The 20,365-nt window shown below is 64.6% G+C and carries 15 protein-coding genes; 7 read left to right on the top strand and 8 right to left on the bottom strand.

Going from position 1 to position 20,365, the window contains the following annotated elements:
- Positions 1-368 precede the first annotated feature (368 nt).
- The 3 genes from IF803_RS36670 to IF803_RS36660 all read right to left on the bottom strand — a co-directional run bounded on the left by IF803_RS36670 (position 369) and on the right by IF803_RS36660 (position 4,350).
- Positions 369-1,820, bottom strand: a complete 1,452-nt coding sequence (locus IF803_RS36670) for a trehalose-6-phosphate synthase (RefSeq protein WP_461195563.1) — start codon at positions 1,818-1,820, stop codon at positions 369-371.
- A gap of 202 nt (positions 1,821-2,022) precedes the next feature.
- Positions 2,023-2,856, bottom strand: coding sequence for a trehalose-phosphatase (gene otsB, locus IF803_RS36665; protein ID WP_028341580.1), 834 nt, complete (start codon positions 2,854-2,856; stop codon positions 2,023-2,025).
- A gap of 3 nt (positions 2,857-2,859) precedes the next feature.
- The gene (locus IF803_RS36660; protein WP_461195562.1) at positions 2,860-4,350 is read right to left on the bottom strand and encodes an MFS transporter; all 1,491 of its coding nucleotides are present in this window, start codon (positions 4,348-4,350) and stop codon (positions 2,860-2,862) included.
- A gap of 184 nt (positions 4,351-4,534) precedes the next feature.
- On the opposite strand from IF803_RS36660, the gene IF803_RS36655 reads away from it, so the two are divergent.
- Complete coding sequence (locus tag IF803_RS36655) at positions 4,535-4,903, top strand: DUF3175 domain-containing protein (protein ID WP_461195561.1); 369 nt, start codon at positions 4,535-4,537, stop codon at positions 4,901-4,903.
- Between the two features lie 141 nt (positions 4,904-5,044).
- Here the strand turns inward: IF803_RS36655 and IF803_RS36650 are convergent, their stop codons facing one another.
- Positions 5,045-7,078, bottom strand: coding sequence for a methyl-accepting chemotaxis protein (locus IF803_RS36650; protein WP_461195566.1), 2,034 nt, complete (start codon positions 7,076-7,078; stop codon positions 5,045-5,047).
- A gap of 463 nt (positions 7,079-7,541) precedes the next feature.
- On the opposite strand from IF803_RS36650, the gene IF803_RS36645 reads away from it, so the two are divergent.
- Together IF803_RS36645 and IF803_RS36640 are read left to right on the top strand one after the other, a co-directional pair.
- Entirely contained in the window at positions 7,542-8,714 is a 1,173-nt protein-coding gene (locus tag IF803_RS36645; RefSeq protein WP_304498212.1) for an FIST N-terminal domain-containing protein, read from the top strand.
- On the top strand, positions 8,711-10,069 hold the full coding sequence (locus tag IF803_RS36640; RefSeq protein ID WP_461195560.1) for an ATP-binding response regulator: 1,359 nt from the start codon (positions 8,711-8,713) through the stop codon (positions 10,067-10,069). The genes IF803_RS36645 and IF803_RS36640 overlap by 4 nt, the downstream gene beginning before the upstream one ends.
- Positions 10,070-10,186: 117 nt before the next feature.
- Here IF803_RS36640 and IF803_RS36635 read toward each other — a convergent pair whose 3' ends face one another.
- The 4 genes from IF803_RS36635 to IF803_RS36620 all read right to left on the bottom strand — a co-directional run bounded on the left by IF803_RS36635 (position 10,187) and on the right by IF803_RS36620 (position 14,819).
- The gene (locus IF803_RS36635) at positions 10,187-10,927 is read right to left on the bottom strand and encodes a LuxR C-terminal-related transcriptional regulator (RefSeq protein ID WP_461195559.1); all 741 of its coding nucleotides are present in this window, start codon (positions 10,925-10,927) and stop codon (positions 10,187-10,189) included.
- A gap of 119 nt (positions 10,928-11,046) precedes the next feature.
- Positions 11,047-11,727, bottom strand: a complete 681-nt coding sequence (locus tag IF803_RS36630; RefSeq protein ID WP_016843264.1) for a response regulator — start codon at positions 11,725-11,727, stop codon at positions 11,047-11,049.
- Between the two features lie 135 nt (positions 11,728-11,862).
- Positions 11,863-13,077, bottom strand: coding sequence for a c-type cytochrome (locus IF803_RS36625; protein WP_461195565.1), 1,215 nt, complete (start codon positions 13,075-13,077; stop codon positions 11,863-11,865).
- A 26-nt stretch (positions 13,078-13,103) separates the two neighbouring features.
- Entirely contained in the window at positions 13,104-14,819 is a 1,716-nt protein-coding gene (locus tag IF803_RS36620) for a PQQ-dependent methanol/ethanol family dehydrogenase (protein ID WP_461195558.1), read from the bottom strand.
- A 404-nt stretch (positions 14,820-15,223) separates the two neighbouring features.
- On the opposite strand from IF803_RS36620, the gene IF803_RS36615 reads away from it, so the two are divergent.
- From IF803_RS36615 to IF803_RS36600, 4 genes are all read left to right on the top strand, one after another.
- Positions 15,224-15,709, top strand: a complete 486-nt coding sequence (locus tag IF803_RS36615) for a (2Fe-2S)-binding protein (RefSeq protein WP_024583646.1) — start codon at positions 15,224-15,226, stop codon at positions 15,707-15,709.
- 90 nt (positions 15,710-15,799) lie between these two features.
- Entirely contained in the window at positions 15,800-18,139 is a 2,340-nt protein-coding gene (locus tag IF803_RS36610) for a xanthine dehydrogenase family protein molybdopterin-binding subunit (RefSeq protein WP_028344103.1), read from the top strand.
- A 13-nt stretch (positions 18,140-18,152) separates the two neighbouring features.
- Positions 18,153-18,953, top strand: coding sequence for an FAD binding domain-containing protein (locus IF803_RS36605; protein WP_461195557.1), 801 nt, complete (start codon positions 18,153-18,155; stop codon positions 18,951-18,953).
- 232 nt (positions 18,954-19,185) lie between these two features.
- Positions 19,186-20,298 (top strand): CaiB/BaiF CoA transferase family protein, encoded by a 1,113-nt coding sequence (locus tag IF803_RS36600; protein ID WP_461195556.1) that lies wholly within the window; start codon positions 19,186-19,188, stop codon positions 20,296-20,298.
- Positions 20,299-20,365 lie beyond the last annotated feature (67 nt).

Raw genomic sequence — 20,365 nt, 5'->3', positions numbered from 1 at the left:
CCAGCCAGCATGGTGAATCAGAAACACACTGATTTGGGAATCCCAAATCGATTCAACCTAAACCCATCCCGCTTTAGACCGTTTTCCTAGCGATACCCCAAGGAAACGGCCCCAGCGCGTTGGAACAAACGCTGAGGCCGCCTTACCGCGCCGCCTGCAGAAGATTGCAGATTGTGACAGCCGCGTCCCTCAAATATGTTTCGCTGTCTGTCCTAATTCCCCTCTGCGAGTGTCCTAACTAGGACAGCACCTGGCCGCGCAACACACTCAGTGTCGTCCCTGCTCCCGTGCGCAATTGCGCATTAGGCAGGGACGACAGCACGGCGGATGGGCGAACTAACGCACCCATCCTGCATCGTCATGATCGCTCAGTGATATCGCGCGGCAAAATCCGCCGTGCGGCGCGGCCACAGGGTTGGTGGCTCGGGCAGCGCCGCGTTTCCTGCACTGTGCGTATCCTGCAGCGCCTCGATGAAATCGGCGAACCATTGCTGGATGGTACCGCTGTTGAGCTTCTCCATCATCGCTTCCCAGCGTATCCGCCGCTCGGTCAGCGGCATCGCGAGCGCCGTCGCCAAAGTGCGCGCCATGCCGTCGATATCGTGCGGATTGACCAGCAGCGCGGCGTCGAGCTCGTTCGCCGCTCCGGCGAATTTCGACAGCACCAGCACGCCGGGGTCCGCCGGGCTTTGCGCGGCGACATATTCCTTGGCGACCAGGTTCATGCCGTCCTGCAGCGGCGTCACGACGCCGACCTGCGCGGTGCGGTAAAGGCCTGCGAGCACGCCCTGGCCAAAGCCCTTGTTGAGGTAGCGGATCGGCGTCCAGTCGACCTCGCCATGCACGCCGTTGACGTCGGTGACGAGCTTCGCCACCTCGCTCTGCAAATTGCCGTAGGCTTCAATCGCGCCGCGCGAGGGCGTTGCGATCTGCAGCAGCGACACCGAACGCTTCAGGTTCGGATGCAGCGTCCACATCTTGTCGAACGCCTTGATGCGGTTGACGAGGCCCTTGGAATAGTCGAGCCGGTCGACGCCGATCGCGAGCTTCTCGCCGTTGAGGCTGCGCCGCAGCCGCGTCACGTCGGGATGCGTCATCGCCTTGGTCGCCTGCTGCGCGAACTTGCCGGGATCGATGCCGATCGGAAATACCGCGGCGCGGGTGCGGCCGAACGGCGAATTGATCACGCCGTCGCGCAGCTCGAAGTCGAGATCGTGCTGCACATAGCTCAGGAAGTTCTCGCAGTCCTCATCGGTCTGGAAGCCGATCAGGTCATAGGACAGCATCGCCTCGATCAGCTCGCGATGATTGGGCACGCCCGCGATCACCGCGCGCGCCGGCCATGGCGTGTGCAGGAAGAAGCCGATCGGCTGCGTGACGCCGAGATCGCGCAGCTCGGCGCCGAGCGCGAGGAAATGATAATCCTGGACCCAGAACACGGAATCCGGCTTGCGGAAGCGCAGCAACGCGCGCGCCATGAACGCGTTCACTTCGCGATAACTCATGTAGTCCTCGCGGGACGCACGAATCAGATCGGCGCGCGAATGCATCGCGGGCCACAGCGCCGAATTGGCAAAGCCTTCGTAATAGCCGCCATAGTGCGCGGCCGGCAGATCGAGCATCGCCAATGCGCCCGCCCCGAGCGCTTCGACCTCTGCGAAAGGTTCCTTCAGGTTCCCGTCGCGGACGCGTCCACTGGAACCAACCCATATTGCCCCTGTCTTTTCCACCACCGGCAATAATGCCGCTGCCAGCCCCCCCGTCATGGGTTCATTGGGTTTTCCGCGCGAGACGCGGTTCGATACGACGACGAGGTTCACCAGGTCCCCTCCTGTTGGTCAACTCGCGTATTAACAACCATTCATCAAGATGGTTCCTGATCAAGGAATCTCCCAATTGAAACCAAATTCTGGCGAACACGCACGGAACTCGCGGGAACTCGCGAAAAGAAAATTGCGCGCGAGGTTGACGCCACGACGCAAAAGCACCGTATTCGATTCGGCCGCGATGAATGGGTTTCGGTTAGGACAGGCTGACGTCCCTATCAACGTCGAGCAGATGCGCGAGGAATTCGCGCACATCGCTCGGTCCGTCGAAATGTCCGGCGACACCGGTTGCGCGACGGCCGACCGAGAACGCGAGACCGTCGAAATCAGGCATGATCGCGAATACGGTCTCGTCGGTGACGTCGTCGCCGATGAAGAACGGACGCCGTCCCTTGAACGGCTCATGCGTCATCAGCTCGAGCACGCCGGTCGCCTTGGTGAAGCCGGAATGCTTGATCTCGCAGACGCTCTTGCCCGGCAGCACCTCGATCGGCGCATTCGGCAGCTCGGCGCGGATCAGCGACACCGCCTCATAGATCGCCTTCTCCGCCTGCGGCGCCAGCCGATAGTGCAGCGCCAGCGAATAGCCCTTGTCCTCGAGCAGAATGCCGGGGCTGAGCTTTGCGATCGCGGCAAGACGGCGCTTCAATTCCTTGTCGAGCGGCGGCGCGTGTGCGGCGACCGCCTCGCTGTCCGGCTGCAGCCGCATCTCGGCGCCGTGACCGCCGATCGCAGGAAACACTTCCGGCGCGAAGATCAGGTCGATGTCATTGAGGGAGCGGCCGCTGACCAGCGCCAGCGCGCCGTGGGTGCGCTCATGCAGCTGCTTCAGCGTGGTCGACAGTTCCGGCGGCACCCAGACCTCGCGCGGCGTCGGCGCGAAATCGAGCAGGGTGCCGTCGATGTCGAGCAGCACCGCGGCCTGGCGGAGCGGCGGAATCAGCGACGCCTGCGTCGGCACGCTGTCCGTCTTGGCGTCAGGGGCGATGTCATCATCCATGGGCATCTCGGCCACGTCATGCTTCGTCATAGTCTACTCCACACATGCCAGTGGTCGCGCGACAGATTCGAGCGATTTCCGCTCGGCCGCGACGGCATAGCGCCATGCGACCACTGCGGCGACCATCATGAGTGCCGACCCCAAGAGGTAGCCGGCGAAGACGCTGTTGCGCGATCCGGTATCGATCAGCACGCCGAACAGCGCCGGCCCGATCACGCCGCCGATGCCGGTGCCGATCGCATAGAAGGCGGCGATCGCGAGCGCGCGGACCTCCAGCGGAAAGGTCTCGCTGACGGTGAGATAGGCGGCGCTCGCGGCCGGCGAGGCGAAGAAGAAGATCACCATCCAGGCGATGGTCTGGGTCTGCGCGCTGAGCACGCCGATCGAGAACAGATAGCCGGACAGCGCCAGCAGCACCCCCGAGACGCCATAGGTCAGCGCGATCATGGTGCGGCGGCCGAGCGTATCGAACAGGCGGCCGAGCAGCAGCGGCCCGAGGAAATTGCCCGCGGCGAAGGGGAGGATGTACCAGCCAACATTGCTGGCGGCGACGCCGAAGAAATCGGTCAGGATCAGCGCGAAGGTGAAGAAGATCGCATTGTAGAAGAACGCCTGCGCGGCCATCAGCGTGAGCCCGACCAGCGAGCGCTGCCGGTAGGTGTAGAACAGCGTCACCGCGACCTCGCGCAGCGGCGTGTGATCGCGCATCCGAAGCCTGATCTTCTCAAAGTCTGCGCTCGGCTGCTCGTGACCCAGCACGGAGGTCTCGATGTCGGCCACGATCTTGTGGGCCTCCTCGGGACGCCCGTGGATCATCAGCCAGCGCGGGCTCTCCGGAATCCACATCCGCATCAGCAGCACGACGAGGCCGAGCACCGCGCCGGTGAAATAGGCGATCCGCCAGCCGTGATCGGGAGCAAGGAACGCAGGGTCGAGCAGGATGATGGCGCTCAGCGCACCGATCGCCGCACCGATCCAGAAGCTGCCGTTGATGACGAGATCGGTCCAGCCGCGATAGCGCGCCGGCACCAGTTCCTGGATGGTCGAATTGATCGCCGTATATTCGCCGCCGATGCCGGCTCCGGTGAGAAAGCGAAACAGCGCGTAGCTCGCGACATTCCACGACAGCGCGGTTGCGGCGGTCGCCGACAGATAAACCGCGAGCGTGATGAAGAACAGCTTCTTGCGCCCGATCCGGTCGGTGAGCCAGCCGAAGCCCAGCGCGCCGAGCACGGCACCGGCGAGATAGGCGCTGCTGGCAAGACCGACATCGGCGTTGGAGAAGCTCATCGTCGGGCTGTCCTTGAGCGCGCCCGACAACGCACCGGCGAGCGTCACTTCCAGCCCGTCGAGGATCCAGGTGATGCCGAGCGCCAGCACGACGCGGGTGTGAAAGCGGCTCCAGCTGAGATTGTCGAGCCGGACCGGGATCGAGGTCTCGATGATGCGGTCATCGTCCGGCGTGACCGGAGCCACGGCCTGTTGCGTCGTCGAGGAGTTCAACTGTGTCGGCTGCAGTGTCATCAGAATCGACCAATGAGAAAAGCCCCGGAACGATCTGTTCCAAGGTTCACTCACCCGGAATTGCGGCAAACGGAGTGCCCGCCACGCGACGTCAACGCCGCAGGCCGGCAAGGGTTCCCGCAATGCGGCATAGGAACCGCGATTGCGGCGAACTGTTCTCGGCTCAAAAGACACGGAGGCATCGATGCCCGCACACAAAAAAGCAAAACGCAAGACGGCAAGGAAATCACCGGCACGGTCCACGAGCACGACGCGTCGCAGGCGTGGCGCAAGCAAGAGGACGGCGAAGCGCTGGTCGCAGCGGGTGACGAAAGAGAGCAACGCGCTCGACCTCAAGCGCGGCGTGTTCAAGCAGACCAGCGCGAAGAAGATCGCATCATCGCTGAAGCAATCCGCCGAGCACAGCGCACGCCGCAAGAGCGGCGCCTATCGTTCCGCGCTGTCGATGCTGACCTTCTATATCAACCGCGCCGGCAAGGCGCTGCCGAAGACCGAGCGGTCGCGGCTGGACCGCGCCAAGGTCGAGTTGAAGCACCAGTTCGGACGGGACTGACGCTGTCGTCCTGGCGAAAGCCAGGACCCATACGCCGCGGCGCACGAAAAGGGCACGCGGCGAGTAGCCCTTCCGCCGACAAACAGTTGTGGTTATGGGTCCTGGCTTTCGCCAGGACGACGATGGACGGACAAGCTCGCCTTACGCCGCGCGGATATTCGCCATGAAGCGGTCGAGCTCTTCGCGCAGCCGCGAGCTCTCGACCGACAGCGAGCGGGCCGAGTTCAGCACCTCCTCGGAGGCCGCTCCGGTCTCGGTGGCGCCGCGATTGACCTGGGTGACGCTGGAGGCCGCTTCCTGCGTACCCTGCGCGACGTTCTGCACGCTGCGCGCGATCTCCTGCGTTGCCGCGCTCTGCTGCTCGACCGAGCTTGCGATGTTGGTCGCGATCCCGGAGATCTGCCCGATGGTGCCGCCGATCTCCTTGATGGCGGCGACCGATTCCTGCGTCGCCGCCTGCATGCCTGAGATATGGGTGGAGATCTCGTCGGTGGCCCTGGCGGTCTGGCTCGCCAGCGACTTCACCTCGGCCGCAACTACCGCGAAGCCGCGCCCGGCATCGCCGGCGCGCGCGGCCTCGATGGTGGCGTTCAGCGCCAGCAGATTGGTCTGCTCGGCGATCGCGGTGATCAGCTTGACGACGTCGCCGATCTCCTGCGCGGCGCGCGAGAGCTTGCCGATCCGGGCGTCGGTCTGCTCGGCCTGACGCACAGCGGAATCGGCGATCTGGCTCGACTCCTTGGCGCGACGGCCGATCTCGTCGACGGACGCCGACAGTTCCTCGGTCGCGGAGGCGACCGATTGCATGTTGCTGGAGGCCTCCTCGGAGGCGCCGGCGACCTGGCTCGACAGGTTCTGCGTGGTCTCGGCAGTCCGCGTCAGCGTACCGGCCGCCGATTCGAGCTGCACGGCGGAGGCCGATACGTTGGAGACGATCGAGCCGACGGCGGATTCGAATTCGTCGGCAAAACGAATCAGCTCGTTGCGCCGCGCGGTCGCACTCGCCTTGTTCTGCGCTTCCTGGGTCGCGGCATCGCGTTCGGCCTTGGCGATCGCCTGGACCTTGAACTCCTCCACGGCGCCGGCCATCTCGCCGAGTTCGTCGCGGCGGCCGAGGCCCGGCAGCACGACGTCGAAATTGCCCGCCGCGAGCTCGCGCATTGCCGCACACATCGCCGCGATCGGTCGCGAAATACCCTTGCCCAGCAGGAACGCCCAGACCAGCCCGAGCACGAAGCTGCCGGCGGCCAGCATCAGGATCAGCTGCTCGGTCTCGCCGATCATGGCGTGCGATTCGTTTTCAAGCCGCTTCTGGTCGGCGAGCAGATCGGACTTCATCGCCGCCGCGCCCTGGCTGATGGCGGCCGCGGACTCCGTCATCTCGACGGTCAGTTCGTCGATCGACTTCGCATTCGCGATCAGTTTGGCGAGCGCCTCGCGGTACTCTTCGAGCAGCGCGGTGATGTCCTTCACGCCCTGGGTGATGCGCTCGTTATTCGAGGTGATCGCCTTCACCAGATTGTCGGCGAATTTCAGCCGGGCGAGCGCGCTGGAGGCGACCGTCTTGTCGCCGTTGACGACGAAGGTGTTGACGGCCCCGGTGATCGACTGGAGCTGGTCGGCCACCTTCTTGGCGCCGAACTGGATCGACTGCAGCTCGGAATCATCGGCATTGCTCGGGAGGTCGTCGAGCTTGTAGCGCATCGAGGTCGCGCTGCGGGTCAGCTTGTTCTGCGCGGTCTGTGCGCTGTCGTCCTTGATGCGGACGATCTCGGCGAAGATCTTGGTGAAGGCGCGGAATTCGCGCTCCAGCTTGGTGATCTGCTCGAGCCGGGCCGGATTGGTGGTGCCCTTCATCGACGCCATGATAGCGTCCTTCAGGCTGGCCTCGGCGGCGAGCGCGGCCTTGGCGTCGTCCTCCTTGCCGGTCGCGACGAAGTAGCGCGCCAGCGAACGGTAGGAGATCAATTCGCGATCGATGTTGCGGGCCAGATCGGCTTCCGCGACGCTCTGGCGATAGGAGCCGACGCCGGCGGAGACCCGCTCGAAGCCCATATAGGCAAAGCCCATGGTGGCTGCCGACAGCGCCAGCGTGACGGCAAAGCCGAGCATGATCTTGGCGCGAAATCTGAGGGTTGGGATCCTGATCGACAACGATCGCTTCAGCCCCGGCATTCCAACCCCCGTCTTCATTCTGAAAACCACGCGAGGTCCGGCAGCAACCCGCCCCAGACCCCGGAGCGCAAAACTAAGGCAGAATCGATAAGGCCCGGTAAATGGGCAGCGGCCGCCCGGTCCGGCGCGATACTACCTTGGTCGGGCTAGGAGGGTGGGTAAGGTGATTGACGCGCGGGTCCGGCCCGATAGTTTAGAACCGATCAAACCTGACCCTGCCCGGGCCAGGAGAACACATCGGGAGGTGTCCCATGTCATCGCGTCGACCGGCGCCATCGGCGCTTGCGGCGAGCGTAGCTGCCGGCGCGGTCGCCCGGCCAATGGCATTTCCCCTCACGACCTGAAAGACACGGGCAAGCCGGAACGCGAGCCATCGCGGCATGGCCCGGACGCCCTCACGACCCGCGCGGGCTCAACCGGCCGCGCCAAGAAAAGCAAAAAATTCTGGTCAGGGAGAGCGCCTTTGGCGAAGCAGAACGGTAGCGCCGCCGACAGTATAGTCGTGGTGCAGGCAAAGACCGACGGGCCGCGGGAAGCAGCCGACGAGATCGCGCGCCAACTGGCGGCGGCTGATCTCGCGATGCTCGTGGTGTTCGTGTCGCCGGTCTATGAGCCGCAGACATTCATTGCCGAACTGTCCAGCCGGATGCCCGACGTTCCGATCTTCGGCTGCACCACGGCCGGCGAATTGTCGCCCAGCGGTTGGGACGAGGACAGCGTCGTCGCGATGGGCTTCAACGCGGCCGATTTCATCATCGCGGCCCGGCCGCTGTTCGACCTTTCGACATTTCGGGTCGACCACGGTCGCTCGATGTGCACCGAACTGCAGAACGAATTCGCGCAGCGCACCGAGCATTGCGATCACACCCATGATTCCTTCGGGCTGCTCTTCATCGACGGCATGTGCCAGCGTGAGGAGACCATCATGTCGGCGATCTATGCATCGCTCGGCGATATCCCGGTGGTCGGCGGCTCCGCCGGCGACGGCCTGCGCTTCGAGAAGTCCTGGGTCTTCCATGGCGGCGAGGCCTTTACCGATGCCGCGGTCCTGATCCTGATCCGGACCCGGCTGCCGTTCCGCCTGTTCAAGTGCGACCACTTCGAACCGACCTCGACCAAGATGGTGGTGACCGAGGCCGACATCGAACACCGCATCGTCAAGGAATTGAATGCCGAGCCGGCCGCGCTGGAATATTCCCGCGCCGTCGGCCTCAGCGACAGCAAGCTCGAATTGTTCTCGTTCGCCGCGCACCCCGTGCTGGTTCGCGTCGGCGGCGCCTATTACGCGCGATCGATCCAGCGCACCAACCCGGACGGATCGCTGCAATTCTTCTGCGCCATCGACGAGGGCATGGTGCTGACGGTGGCGCGCGAGCGCGACCCGATCGACGTGACGAGCCGCCTGCTCAAGGAGCTGACCGAGGATCTCGGCGAGGTGTCGATGTTCATCGGCTTCGAATGCGTGCTGCGCCGGCTCGACGTCGAGCAGCGCCAGCTGTCGCGGGAGATGTCGGAGCTCTATCGCCGCAACAAAGTGATTGGCTTTCAGACCTATGGCGAGCAGTATCGCTCCATGCATGTCAACCAGACGCTGACCGGCATCGCCATCGGCAAGCGGGCACTCGCGCCGCAATGACGGATACCAAGACCACGCGAATTGCGGCGCTCGAACGCGAGGCCGAGAAGCTGCGCAAGATCAACGCGGCGCTAATGTCGCGCGTCGAACGCTCGACCGATCAGCAGCTCAACGCCTTCTCACTGTTCGAGACCGCGATCGCGCTGGACCAGCAGGTGCGCGACCGCACCCAGCAGCTCAAGCACGCGCTGCAATCGCTGGAGAAAACCAACGGTCGCCTGCTGCAGGCCAAGCAGCAGGCCGAGGCGGCGAGTTCTCTGAAATCATCCGTGCTGGTCTCGGTCACGCACGATCTGTTGCAGCCGCTGAATGCGGCGCGGCTGACGCTGTCCGCGCTGACCGAGATGGCAACCGAATCCAAGAGCGGCGCGCTGACCGATCAGATCGATCGTTCGCTGGCGACGCTCGAGGACATGCTGCGGACGCTGCTCGACATCTCCAAGCTCGATGCGGGCGTACTCAGGCCCGAATTCGGACCGGTCGCGATCGCCTCGCTGTTCGAGCCGCTGGAGCAGGAATTTGTCGCGACCGCCGCCAAGCGCAATCTCGGCTTCCGGATCATGCCGTCGTCCGCGGTGGTTCGCTCCGATCCGCTGATGCTGCGACGGATCCTGCAAAACCTTGTCGCCAATGCGCTGCGCTACACCCAGCGCGGCAGCGTGCTGATGGGATGCCGGGCCAGGGGCGATGACATCTGCATCGAGGTGCACGACACCGGGCCGGGCATTCCGGAAGCGCAGCGCGAAGCCATCTTCGTCGAGTTTCAGCGCGGCGAGACCAGCGCCGGCGACAAGGCCGGCATCGGGCTTGGTCTTTCGATCGTGCGCCGGTTTGCCGACCTGCTCGGCCATGACATCAGGCTGAGCTCGCGCGCCGGCAAGGGCTCGGTGTTCTCGGTCACCGTGCCCCGCACCCAGGATCCGGTTGCGATCCCGGTGCGCGAGCAGGCCAGCGTCGACTATCGCTATGGCGGCATGGAGGGCGCCAAGATCCTGCTGATCGAGAACGACCTCTCGAGCGCCGAGGGGCTCGCCCATTTGCTGGAGAAATGGGGCTGCGACGTCGCGGTGACGATCTCCAAGACCGAGGCGCTCGAGCGCATCCACGCGCTCGACGGCATTCCCGACGCCATCATCGCCGATCTGCATCTCGACAATGGCGAGACCGGTATTCAGGCCGTCGACGTCATCCGCGGGGCGATCAACGCCAAGGTTCCGGCGATCATCGTGACGGCCGACTACTCGGCCAAGGCCGCCTCCGACGTATCGGCGTTCGGCCATGAGCTGTTGAAGAAGCCGATCAAGCCCGCCGAGATGCGCTCGCTGCTGTCGTTCCTCTTGGCGGCGGAGCAGTAGGGCGCGCGGTTATGATCAAAGCGTTTTCGAGCGAAGTGGATACCGGTTCGCGTGAAGAAAACGCGTCAGACAAGAACTTAGAGCCCCGTTCCGATTCCATCGGAACGGATAAAGGCTCTAGTCGCCATGCGACAACGGCGAGGCCGTCACCGGCGCGTGGTCCTGCTTGCCGAAGTCCAGCTTCGACAGCGCGATGATGGCCTCGGTGCGGCTGCGCACGCCGAGCTTGCGCAGGATCTCCGAGACATGCACCTTCACGGTGGTGACCGAGATATCGAGCTCATAGGCGATGTGCTTGTTCTGCAGGCCGCGGCAGATCATGTCGAGCACGCGAAGCTGCTGCGCGGTGAACTGGCCGAGCTGCTGCACCAGCTCGCGCGTCTCGGCCTGGGCCTTCCGCGCGGTGGCGGTATCGCGGAAGCGCGTCGGCAGGCACACCGCGCCTTCGAGGATGCCGCGCAACAGCCGCGCCAGCTCGAGCTTCGGCGTCGACTTCGGGATGTAGCCGGAAATGCCGAGCGAGATCGCGCCGCCGACGATCCGGGGATCGTCATGCGCCGACACGATCACGAGCGCGCTGCGCGGCGCGGCGGCACGCACCCGGTAGGCGCCGAGCAGGCCCGTGGTCCCGGGCATCGACAGATCGAGCAGGATCAAATCGAGGCCGTCGCGCGCGGCGATCACATCCAGCGCACCGTCGATCGAGGTCGCCTGCAGCACCTCGGCATCGGGAAATTCGGCCCCGATCACGCCGATCAGGGCGGCACGGAACAGCGGGTGATCCTCGACGATCAGCAATCGAGGCGCACCCGCCTTGCCGGGCGGCGGCTCGTCCGCCAGGGGCGCGGTCGTGGTCAATGCTGCGCCGTCCTCCCTCAGATGCTCATGACAGCCATTGTGCGCGCGACGTTATCTCAAAGCCGGTTGGCAGCCTATAGGCAGGATATCCAATGCGCCCGCCTCGCAGTGCAGCACGGCTAGGGCGCCTTCTCCGCCTTTGCGCCCGAACAGGCCTCCGGGACCGGAAGCGGAATCTTGCCAAGCTCGATGATCGCCTTGTTGCGGCTGAACAGCTTCAGCTTGCGCAGGATCTCGGTCACATGCGCCTTCACGGTGGATTCCGCGAGCTTGAGCTCGGCGGCGATCTCGCGGTTCTGCAGGCCGCGGATGATCAGATGAAGCACGCGAATTTGCTGCGGCGTCAGCTTCTGGATGCGTTCGCGCAGCGTCCGCGCCGTCTCGGACTGTTCCAGCGCGCCGACCGCGACGAAATCCCGCGGCGCCGAGACCGACCCGCTCAGCACGCGCGCGATCGCCTGCGAGAGCTCGCCGAGCGAGGTTGACTTCGGCAGATAGCCGACCGCGCCCATCTCGAGCGCCTCGCGGATGGTGTGCTTGTCCTCCTCGCTCGAGACGATCGCGATCGGCAGCCGCGGATAGCGATCCCTGATCTTCTGGAAGCCGGAGAAGCCGACCACGTCGGGCAGCAGCAGGTCGAGCAGCGCCAGGTCGATATTCGGCTCGCTGGCGAGGATACCAAGGGCCCCCTTGATCGAGGTAGCCTCATAGATCCGGGCATCGGGATGCGAGATGCGGATGGCGTTGCCAAGCGCCTCCCCGAACAGGGGATGATCGTCGATGATCAGGAACCCCATCATGAGGACCCTCGCACGGCTCAAGCCTCCGTTCCGATTGGATCGGAACGGAGCTCTCGATTCATGTTCTGACGCGTTTTCTTCACGCGAACCGGTATCCACTTCGCTTGAAAACGCTCCTCTTGCGAATCGCAGCTTCTAGTTTGATCCGCCGGTATCCTGCACGCTCTGCAGATAGACATATACGTTTCTGAGCTCGTCGTCGTTGAAGACGTCCTTCCAGGCCGGCATGCCCTTGGCCGGCCGCCCGTCATGGACCGTCTTCCAGAATGTCGATTCCATGTCGTCAGCATAGCGCTTCTTGAGCAGCCTGAGATCGATCTTTCGCTCGGCCTGCACCGCGTCCGGGCCGTGGCAATGCGCGCAGGTTCCGTTGAAGACCTCCCGCCCGGCGGTGGCATCCCCCTTGGCGTCCCCTTTGGCATCGCCTGCGGTCGCGGCGGTCTGAACCGGTTTCTCGGCCGCGGCTACCTGCCCGACCGTGACGGGCTCGCTGGCGCCGACGGACGACGTCGTCGCCCGGTCGGCCTCGCCGAACTTCACCGGTGCGCCGTTCGGCACGCCATATTTGGCAAACAGGGCGGAAATCTCCGGCTGCAGTGACGGCAGCACGCCGTCGACTTCATCGCGCAGCGCACCGGACGCCTTGGCGAAACCGATCGCGGTCGCCCAGAGCAGGCCGTCGCCCTCGGTCGGCACGATCTGATATTTGTCGCCGTAGCTGGTCTTGTTGAGCCAACCGGCCACCGGCGCCCAGATGAAGGCGATGTCGACCTTGCCCTGTTCGAGCGCCGTCATGCCCTCCTCCGGGCTGAGCACGGTGACCTTCCGGATGTCGTCGCGCAGCGCGAGCAGGTTCTGCGGCGTCGATTGATACTGCACCGCAACCCGCAATCCCCTGAGGTCGTCGATGCCGGCAAGCTTGCGGTCCTTGCCACCGACCAGTGCATAGCCTTCATGGGCGATCGGCTTCGAGAAGATCACCGCCGCGCCCATGAAATCGTCGATCAAAGGCAGGCCGATCATGGCGTCGCACTGCTTGCTGAGCAGCGTCTCCCGCACGGTGCGCTTGCCGAAATAGGACTTGTACCAATTGGTGCTCACCGTCCGGCCGAGCTTTTGCGCCACCGCCTGGCCGATCTCGAGATAGAGGCCGGGCTTGCCCGGGTCGTCGCTCGAGAACGGCAGGTTGGTCGGGTCGGCGCAGAGCCGCAGCGGCGGCTTTGTCTCGTCGGCGCCGGCCGCCAGGGCCGGCACCATAAGCAGGGCGGAGAGCAGCACGGTCCGGATTGCATGTTCCAACCGCGTGTTGCGCGAGGGGGTGCGCAGTTCGTTTCGGGCGATGCAAGACACGGACAATGCTGCCTCCTTGACGATCGTTACTGCAGGGCGAACACGAACAGCGAGCCGCCTTCGGGCGCCGCGGCGACCATCTTCTTGCCGATGTCACCGAGGAAGGCCGGCAGCGCCGCGGTGCGTCCGACCACGATCGCGACATACTGCTTGCCGTCGACCGAATAGGTCACGGGACCGGCGCCGATGCCGCTGCCGAGGTTCTTGCTCCACAGCACCTTGCCGTTCTTGGCATCGATGGCGCGGAAGTCGCCGTGCAGATTGCCGGAGAACACCAAATTGCCGCCGGTCGTCAGCGTGCCGCCGTTGAAGGGCAGGTCTTCCTTGATGCTCCACACCTTCTTGTTGGCGATCGGATCCCAGGCCACGAGCTCGCCGAGGAAGCCGCCGGGACCCGGCTTGGTCGGGAATTCGGCGCCGAGATAGAACACGCCGCGCTTGTAGTTCACGTCAGAGACCGACCAGTCCATGCAGACGTTGTTGCTAGGGATGTAGACGAGGCCGGTCTGCGGGTTGAACGACATCGGCTGCCAGTTCTTGCCGCCGATCAGGTTCGGGCAGATGTCCTTGGCGGGATGGCCGGGGCCCGGACGCTTGTCCGGATCCTCTTCCGCCCGCATCGTGTTGACGTCCCACTTCTTGGCCCAGTTGGCGAAGACGTATTTCTCGGCCGAGATCACCTTGCCGGTCTCGCGGTTGGCCACGAAGAAGAAGCCGTTGCGGTCCGCCTTCATCAGGACCGGCGTTTCGGCACCCTTGATCTTCAGGTCGGCGAGCAGCAGTTCGTTGACGCCGTCATAGTCCCAGGCGTCGGCCGGCGTGCCCTGGATGTGCCACTTGATCTTGCCGGTGTTGGGGTCGATCGCCAGCGTCGAGGCCGTGTAGAGGTTGGTCAGCTTGCCGAAATTGCCGTCGCCGGTGGAACGCACCGCGGTATTCCACGGTCCCGGATTGCTGGTACCCCAGTAGACCGTGTCGGTCTTGGCGTCGTAGGAGCCGACCAGCCAGGCGGCGCCGCCGCCATGCAGCCCGGTGTCGCCCTTCCAGGTGTCGCTGCCGGGCTCGCCCGGCGCCGGCACGGTGAAGGTCTGCCAGAGCAGCTTGCCGTCCTTGAGGGAGAAGGCCTGCAACGAGCCGCGGACGCCGTATTCGCCACCGCCGAAGCCGGTGATCACCTTGTCGCGGACGATCAGCGGCGGCGAGGTGATGACCGAGCCCTGCTTGTAGTCGACCACGGTCGAGGTCCACAGCTCCTTGCCGCTTTCGGCATCGAGCGCGGTCAGCTTGCCGTCGAGGCGGCCGACGAAGATCTTGCCGTCGGCATAGGACACGCCGCGGTTATTGACGTCGCAGCAGGCGTATTGAAGCACGTCATCCGGAATGTCGGGCTGCCAGGTCCACTTGCGCGCACCGGTCGCGGCGTCGATCGCATAGACGTATTTCGGCCCCCACGAGGTCGACACGAACAGCGTCTTGCCGATCACCAGCGGCGAGGACTCGTTGGAGCGCAGCGAGGCCAGCGACAGCGAGTAGACCAGCTGCAGCTTGCCGGCGTTCTCGGAATTGATCTGCTTCAACGGGCTGAAACGCGTATTGCCGTAGTCGTGGCCTGCGATCGCCCATCCGTTGGGATCGGACGCCGCCTTTACGACGGAATCATTCGCTTTCGACGCGCCAATGCCTGCCAGCACCATGGCGACCAGCGACACACCGGCAAAGAAAATCCCGCTCCTCAGCTTCATTGGCTTCCTCCAATATGGTTTCGTTGCCGCGATGGATGCATCGCGCGCGCGGATCGATACCCAATTTCATGAACCAGCGATCTTGCGTCGCTGCGTCGGCGATGAAAATGACAGCAACGCTTTTGCGTCGTTATAGGCGGAAGGTAGTAGCAATCGCGGCGGCGATTTTGGCGCGCCGCAGGCAGCGTCAGTCGGCCCAAAATCGCTTGCGCCGCAGCGCATTTTCGTCACGCCGGAGCACGCCGGCAGCCGCTTGCAAATTGCCCATCGAACGGCCGCCTGCTAGGATCGCAGGCACAGCCCGGAGCGTTCATGACAGGGCCGCAACTACGACTTTGATCGCGGTTACGTCCCATATGAAGCGTGGTCTACTGGGCCCATAACGAAGCTATTGGGAGAAACGCGTGTCTACAGTCAAACTGACGGTAAACGGCAAGGCGGTCTCGGTCGACGTTGAGGACCGAACCCTCCTCGTGCACCTGTTGCGCGAAAACCTGAACCTAACCGGCACCCATGTCGGCTGCGATACCAGCCAGTGCGGCGCCTGCGTCGTCCATGTCGATGGACGGGCGGTCAAATCCTGCACCATGCTGGCCGGGCAGGCGGCGGGCTCCAACGTCACCACGATCGAAGGCCTCGCCAAGGGCGACGAGCTGCATCCGATGCAGGCGGCGTTCCGCGACAATCACGGCCTGCAGTGCGGCTATTGCACCCCCGGCATGATCATGTCCGCGGTGGACATCGTGCATCGCCATGGCGGCAAGCTCGACGAGGAAACGGTTCGCCACGAGCTCGAAGGCAACATCTGCCGCTGCACCGGTTACCACAACATCGTCAAGGCGGTGCTCGACGCTGCCGGCCGCATGAAGGTTGCGCAGGCCGCCGAATAGCGCGCCACGCAGCGCGCATGATCAAGCTCACCACCGCCGGTCTCGATGGAAACGGCGGCAAATCGAATCTCCGGTCGGGAGGACTAGACAATGGGTGTTGAAGGAATTGGCGCACGTGTCGTGCGCAAGGAAGATCGCCGGTTTATCACCGGACAAGGACGTTACGTCGACGACGTCAAAATGGTCGGCATGAGCTACGCTCACTTCATTCGCAGCCCGCATGCACATGCCAAGGTCAAGGGCATCGATTCCGCCGAGGCCATGAAGATGCCCGGCGTGATCGCAGTGCTGACGGGACAGCAGATCGTCGACGACAAGGTCGGCAATCTGATCTGCGGCTGGGCCATCACCTCGAAGGACGGCTCACCGATGAAAATGGGCGCGTGGCCGGCGATGGCGCCGGAGACCGTGCGCTTTGTCGGACAGGCGGTCGCGGTCGTGATCGCCGAGACCAAGAACCAGGCCAGGGACGCCGCCGAAGCGGTCGTCGTCGATTACGAAGAGCTTCCCGCAGCGGCCGACATCAAGGCCGCGATCAAGCCGGGCGCGCCGCAGCTTCATCCCGAAGCCCCCGGCAACATCGTGTATGACTGGCATCTCGGCGACGAAGCCGCGGTCAAGGATGCGTTCAGCAAGGCCGCCAATGTGGTGACGCTCGACCTCACCAATAACCGCCTGGTGCCGAATGCGATGGAGCCGCGTGCGGCGATCGCGCATTACGACCAGGCCGAAGAGCACTATACGCTCTACACGACATCGCAGAACCCGCACGTCGCCCGCCTCGTGCTGTCGGCGTTCTACAACATCGCGCCCGAGCACAAGCTGCGCGTGATCGCGCCCGACGTCGGCGGCGGCTTCGGCTCCAAGATCTACATCTATCCCGAAGAGATGGTGGCGCTTTGGGCCTCGAAGAAGGTGGGTCGCCCGGTGAAGTGGACCGGCGACCGTTCCGAAGCCTTCCTCACCGACGCGCACGGCCGCGACCATGTCTCGAAGGCGGAGTTGGCGTTCGACAAGGACAACAAGATCCTTGGCCTGCGGGTGAAGACCCACGCCAATTTCGGCGCCTATATGTCGCTGTTCTCCTCGGCGGTGCCGACCTATCTCTACGCGACGCTGCTGTCGGGCCAGTACGTGATTCCGGCGATCTATGCCGAGGTGATCGGCGTCTACACCAACACCACGCCGGTCGACGCCTACCGCGGCGCCGGCCGTCCCGAGGCGAGCTATCTGATCGAGCGCATGATGGAGACGGCGGCGCGGCAGTTGAAGGTCGATCCGACCGAGCTGCGCAAGAAGAACTTCATCACCCAGTTCCCGTATCAGACGCCTGTGATCATGGCGTATGACATCGGCGACTTCCACGCCTCGATCGATGCCGCGATGAAGGCGATCGACTATGCCGGCTTCCCGGCCCGCAAGGCCAAGGCCAAAGCCGACGGCAAGCTGCGCGGCATCGGCATCTCCTGCTACATCGAGGCCTGCGGCATCGCGCCGTCGAAGGCGGTCGGCAGTCTCGGCGCCGGCGTCGGCCTGTGGGAGTCGGCTGAGATCCGCGTCAACCCGGTCGGCACCATCGAGGTGCTCACCGGTTCGCACAGCCACGGCCAGGGCCACGAAACGACGTTCTGCCAGATCATCGCAGAGCGGCTCGGCGTGCCGATCAGCCAGGTCTCGATCGTCCATGGCGACACCGACAAGGTGCAGTTCGGCATGGGCACCTACGGCTCGCGCTCGCTCGCAGTCGGCGGTACGGCGATCGTGAAGGCGATGGAGAAGGTGGAAGCCAAAGCCAAGAAGATCGCGGCGCATGCGCTCGAGGCGTCCGAGAGCGACATCGTGATCGAGAACGGCGAGTTCAAGGTCACCGGCACCGACAAGTCGATCGCGCTGCCGATGGTCGCGCTCGCCGCCTATACCGCGCACAACCTGCCTGATGGCATGGAGCCCGGGCTGAAGGAGACGGCGTTCTACGACCCGACCAACTTCACCTTCCCGGCCGGCGCCTATATCTGCGAGCTCGAGGTCGATCCGGGCACCGGCAAGACTTCCTTCGTCAACTTCGTGGCGGCGGACGATTTCGGCCGGCTGATCAACCCGATGATTGTCGAGGGCCAGGTCCATGGCGGCCTTGCGCAGGGCATCGGCCAGGCGCTGCTCGAGGGCGCGGTCTATGACGACACCGGTCAGCTCGTGACCGCGTCCTTCATGGACTACACCATGCCGCGTGCCGACGACCTGCCGTCGTTCCAGCTTTCCCACACCACGACGCTGTGTCCGGGCAACCCGCTCGGCGTCAAGGGCTGCGGCGAAGCCGGCGCGATTGGCGCCTCTGCCGCCGTGATCAACGCGATCACGGACGCCATCGGCAACAACAAGCTGGAAATGCCGGCGACGCCCGATCGCGTCTGGCACGCCATTCACGGTTGAGGGAGGAAGAGCCATGTATGAGACAAATTATCACCGCGCTTCCTCGGTCGCTGACGCCGCCGCAACCTTCGCCAAAGGCGCGGAATCAAAATTCCTCGCCGGCGGACAAACCTTGCTTCCGGTGATGAAGCAGCGTCTTGCCGCGCCTTCCGACGTGATCGACCTCTCCAAGGTGCAGGAGATGATCGGCATCGAGGTCTCGGGCGACACCGTCACCATCAAGGCCGCGACGCCGCATTACGATGTGGCGCAAAGCGACGCTGTGCAGAAGGCGATCCCGGCGCTCGCCAATCTGGCGTCGATGATCGGCGATCCCGCCGTGCGCTATCGCGGCACGATCGGCGGCTCGCTCGCCAACAACGACCCGGCGGCGGATTATCCGGCGGCGGTGCTGGCGCTGGGCGCGACGATCAAGACCAACAAGCGGTCGATCGCGGCGGAGGACTACTTCAAGGGCCTGTTCACGACGGCGCTCGAGGATGGCGAGATCATCACCGCGGTATCGTTCCCGGTCCCGGCCAAGGCGGGCTATGCGAAATTCCCGAACCCGGCCTCGCGCTTCGCACTGACCGGCGTGTTCGTCGCCAAGACCAAGTCGGGCGACGTCCGCGCCGCCGCCACCGGCGCGTCGCAGAGTGGCGTCATGCGGGTCGCGCCGATCGAGCAGGCGCTGAAGGCGAACTGGGCGGCCTCGGCGCTCGACAGCGTGACGATCCCGGCGAGCGGCCTGCTCGCCGACATCCACGGCTCGGCAGACTATCGCGCGAACCTGATCAAGGTGATGGGGCAACGCGCGGTGACCGCTGCCGGCTGATAGCGCCTAAACACAAGTCCGGAGCGGCGCGCAGCGATGCGCGCCGTTCGCGTTTTACCGCCGCTCCAAGGCAAAAGACGCTTGCCACATCCCGCATTAGGCGAGACAATTTAGCTAATCAGCTAATTAAAAATACCGTCCCACGGACGGCTGGGAGAACGCATGAAGTTCGGCACCAAGCCAGCCGTGACATCTCAGCCGCCTAGCGCCCCGCAACCAACGGAATAACAACGTGCTCGATAAACCCGCCTCCCAGACCGCCGCTCGCACCTCGGGCCCGCTCGCCGGCTTCCGCATCGTCGAATTCGCCGGCATCGGCCCCGGCCCGTTCGCCTGCATGCTGCTCGCCGACATGGGCGCCGAGGTCATCACGCTCGATCGGGTCGGCGCGGGCAAGAATCTGAAGGCGGTCGCAACCCGCGGCCGCAAGGTCATCGAGCTCGACCTCAAGAACAAGGCGGCGATTGCCGAAGTGCTCGACCTGCTCGGCCATGCCGACGCGCTGATCGAGGGCTTTCGTCCCGGCGTGATGGAGCGCCTCGGCCTCGGCCCCGATGTCGTGCTCGCGCGCAATCCAAGGCTAGTCTATGGCCGCATGACCGGCTGGGGCCAGGAAGGCCCGCTGGCCAATGCCGCCGGCCATGACATCAACTACATCTCGATCACGGGCGCGCTCGCTGCGATCGGTACCAAAGAGAAGCCGGTGCCGCCGCTCAACCTGGTCGGCGATTTCGGCGGCGGCGCGCTCTACCTCGTGGTCGGCGTGCTCGCCGCGCTGCTGGAAGCGCAGAAGTCCGGCAAGGGCCAGGTGGTCGATACCGCGATGTGCGACGGCGCGGCGTCGCTGATGTCGATGTTCTACGACATGGCCGCGCAGGGCCGCTGGAGCGGCGGTCGCGACCAGAATTTCCTGGACGGCGGCGCGCATTTCTACGGCGTCTACGAATGCTCCTGCGGCAACTTCATCTCGATCGGCTCGATCGAGCCGCAGTTCTACGCGCTGCTGCGCAAGCATGCCGACCTGACCGACGCCGACTTCGACGCGCAGATGGACCGCAAGGCCTGGCCGGCGCTGAAGGAGAAGCTGACCCGAGTGTTCAAGAGCAAGTCGCGCGCCGACTGGTGCACGATCATGGAAGGCACCGACATCTGCTTCGCGCCGATCCTGACCATGGAGGAAGCCCCCAAGCATCCGCACATGGCAGCCCGCCAGGTGTTCGTCGAACGCCACGGCGTCACCCAGCCCGCCCCCGCGCCGCGCTTCTCGCGCACGCCGTCGGCAATCCGCGAGCCGGAGTTGGCGAGCATCGGGGACGTGACAGCGGCTTGGAAGGCGGGGAAATAATTCACCGTCGTCCCGGCGAAGGCCGGGACCCATTACCCCAAATGCCGGCTATTGTGCGACGTTGGGG

Source organism: Bradyrhizobium sp. UFLA06-06 (assembly GCF_054820065.1).
This window is presented reverse-complemented; position numbering and strand designations above follow the sequence as displayed.

Excerpts from the sequence above, each read along its gene's own strand:
- IF803_RS36655 (WP_461195561.1), top strand. The coding sequence starts at position 4,535 with ATGCCCGCACACAAAAAAGCAAAACGCAAGACGGCAAGGAAATCACCG.
- IF803_RS36640 (WP_461195560.1), top strand. The coding sequence starts at position 8,711 with ATGACGGATACCAAGACCACGCGAATTGCGGCGCTCGAACGCGAGGCC.
- IF803_RS36630 (WP_016843264.1), bottom strand. The coding sequence starts at position 11,727 with ATGATGGGGTTCCTGATCATCGACGATCATCCCCTGTTCGGGGAGGCG.
- IF803_RS36650 (WP_461195566.1), bottom strand. The coding sequence starts at position 7,078 with ATGCCGGGGCTGAAGCGATCGTTGTCGATCAGGATCCCAACCCTCAGA.
- IF803_RS36660 (WP_461195562.1), bottom strand. The coding sequence starts at position 4,350 with ATGACACTGCAGCCGACACAGTTGAACTCCTCGACGACGCAACAGGCC.
- IF803_RS36610 (WP_028344103.1), top strand. The coding sequence starts at position 15,800 with ATGGGTGTTGAAGGAATTGGCGCACGTGTCGTGCGCAAGGAAGATCGC.
- otsB (WP_028341580.1), bottom strand. The coding sequence starts at position 2,856 with ATGACGAAGCATGACGTGGCCGAGATGCCCATGGATGATGACATCGCC.
- IF803_RS36620 (WP_461195558.1), bottom strand. The coding sequence starts at position 14,819 with ATGAAGCTGAGGAGCGGGATTTTCTTTGCCGGTGTGTCGCTGGTCGCC.
- IF803_RS36605 (WP_461195557.1), top strand. The coding sequence starts at position 18,153 with ATGTATGAGACAAATTATCACCGCGCTTCCTCGGTCGCTGACGCCGCC.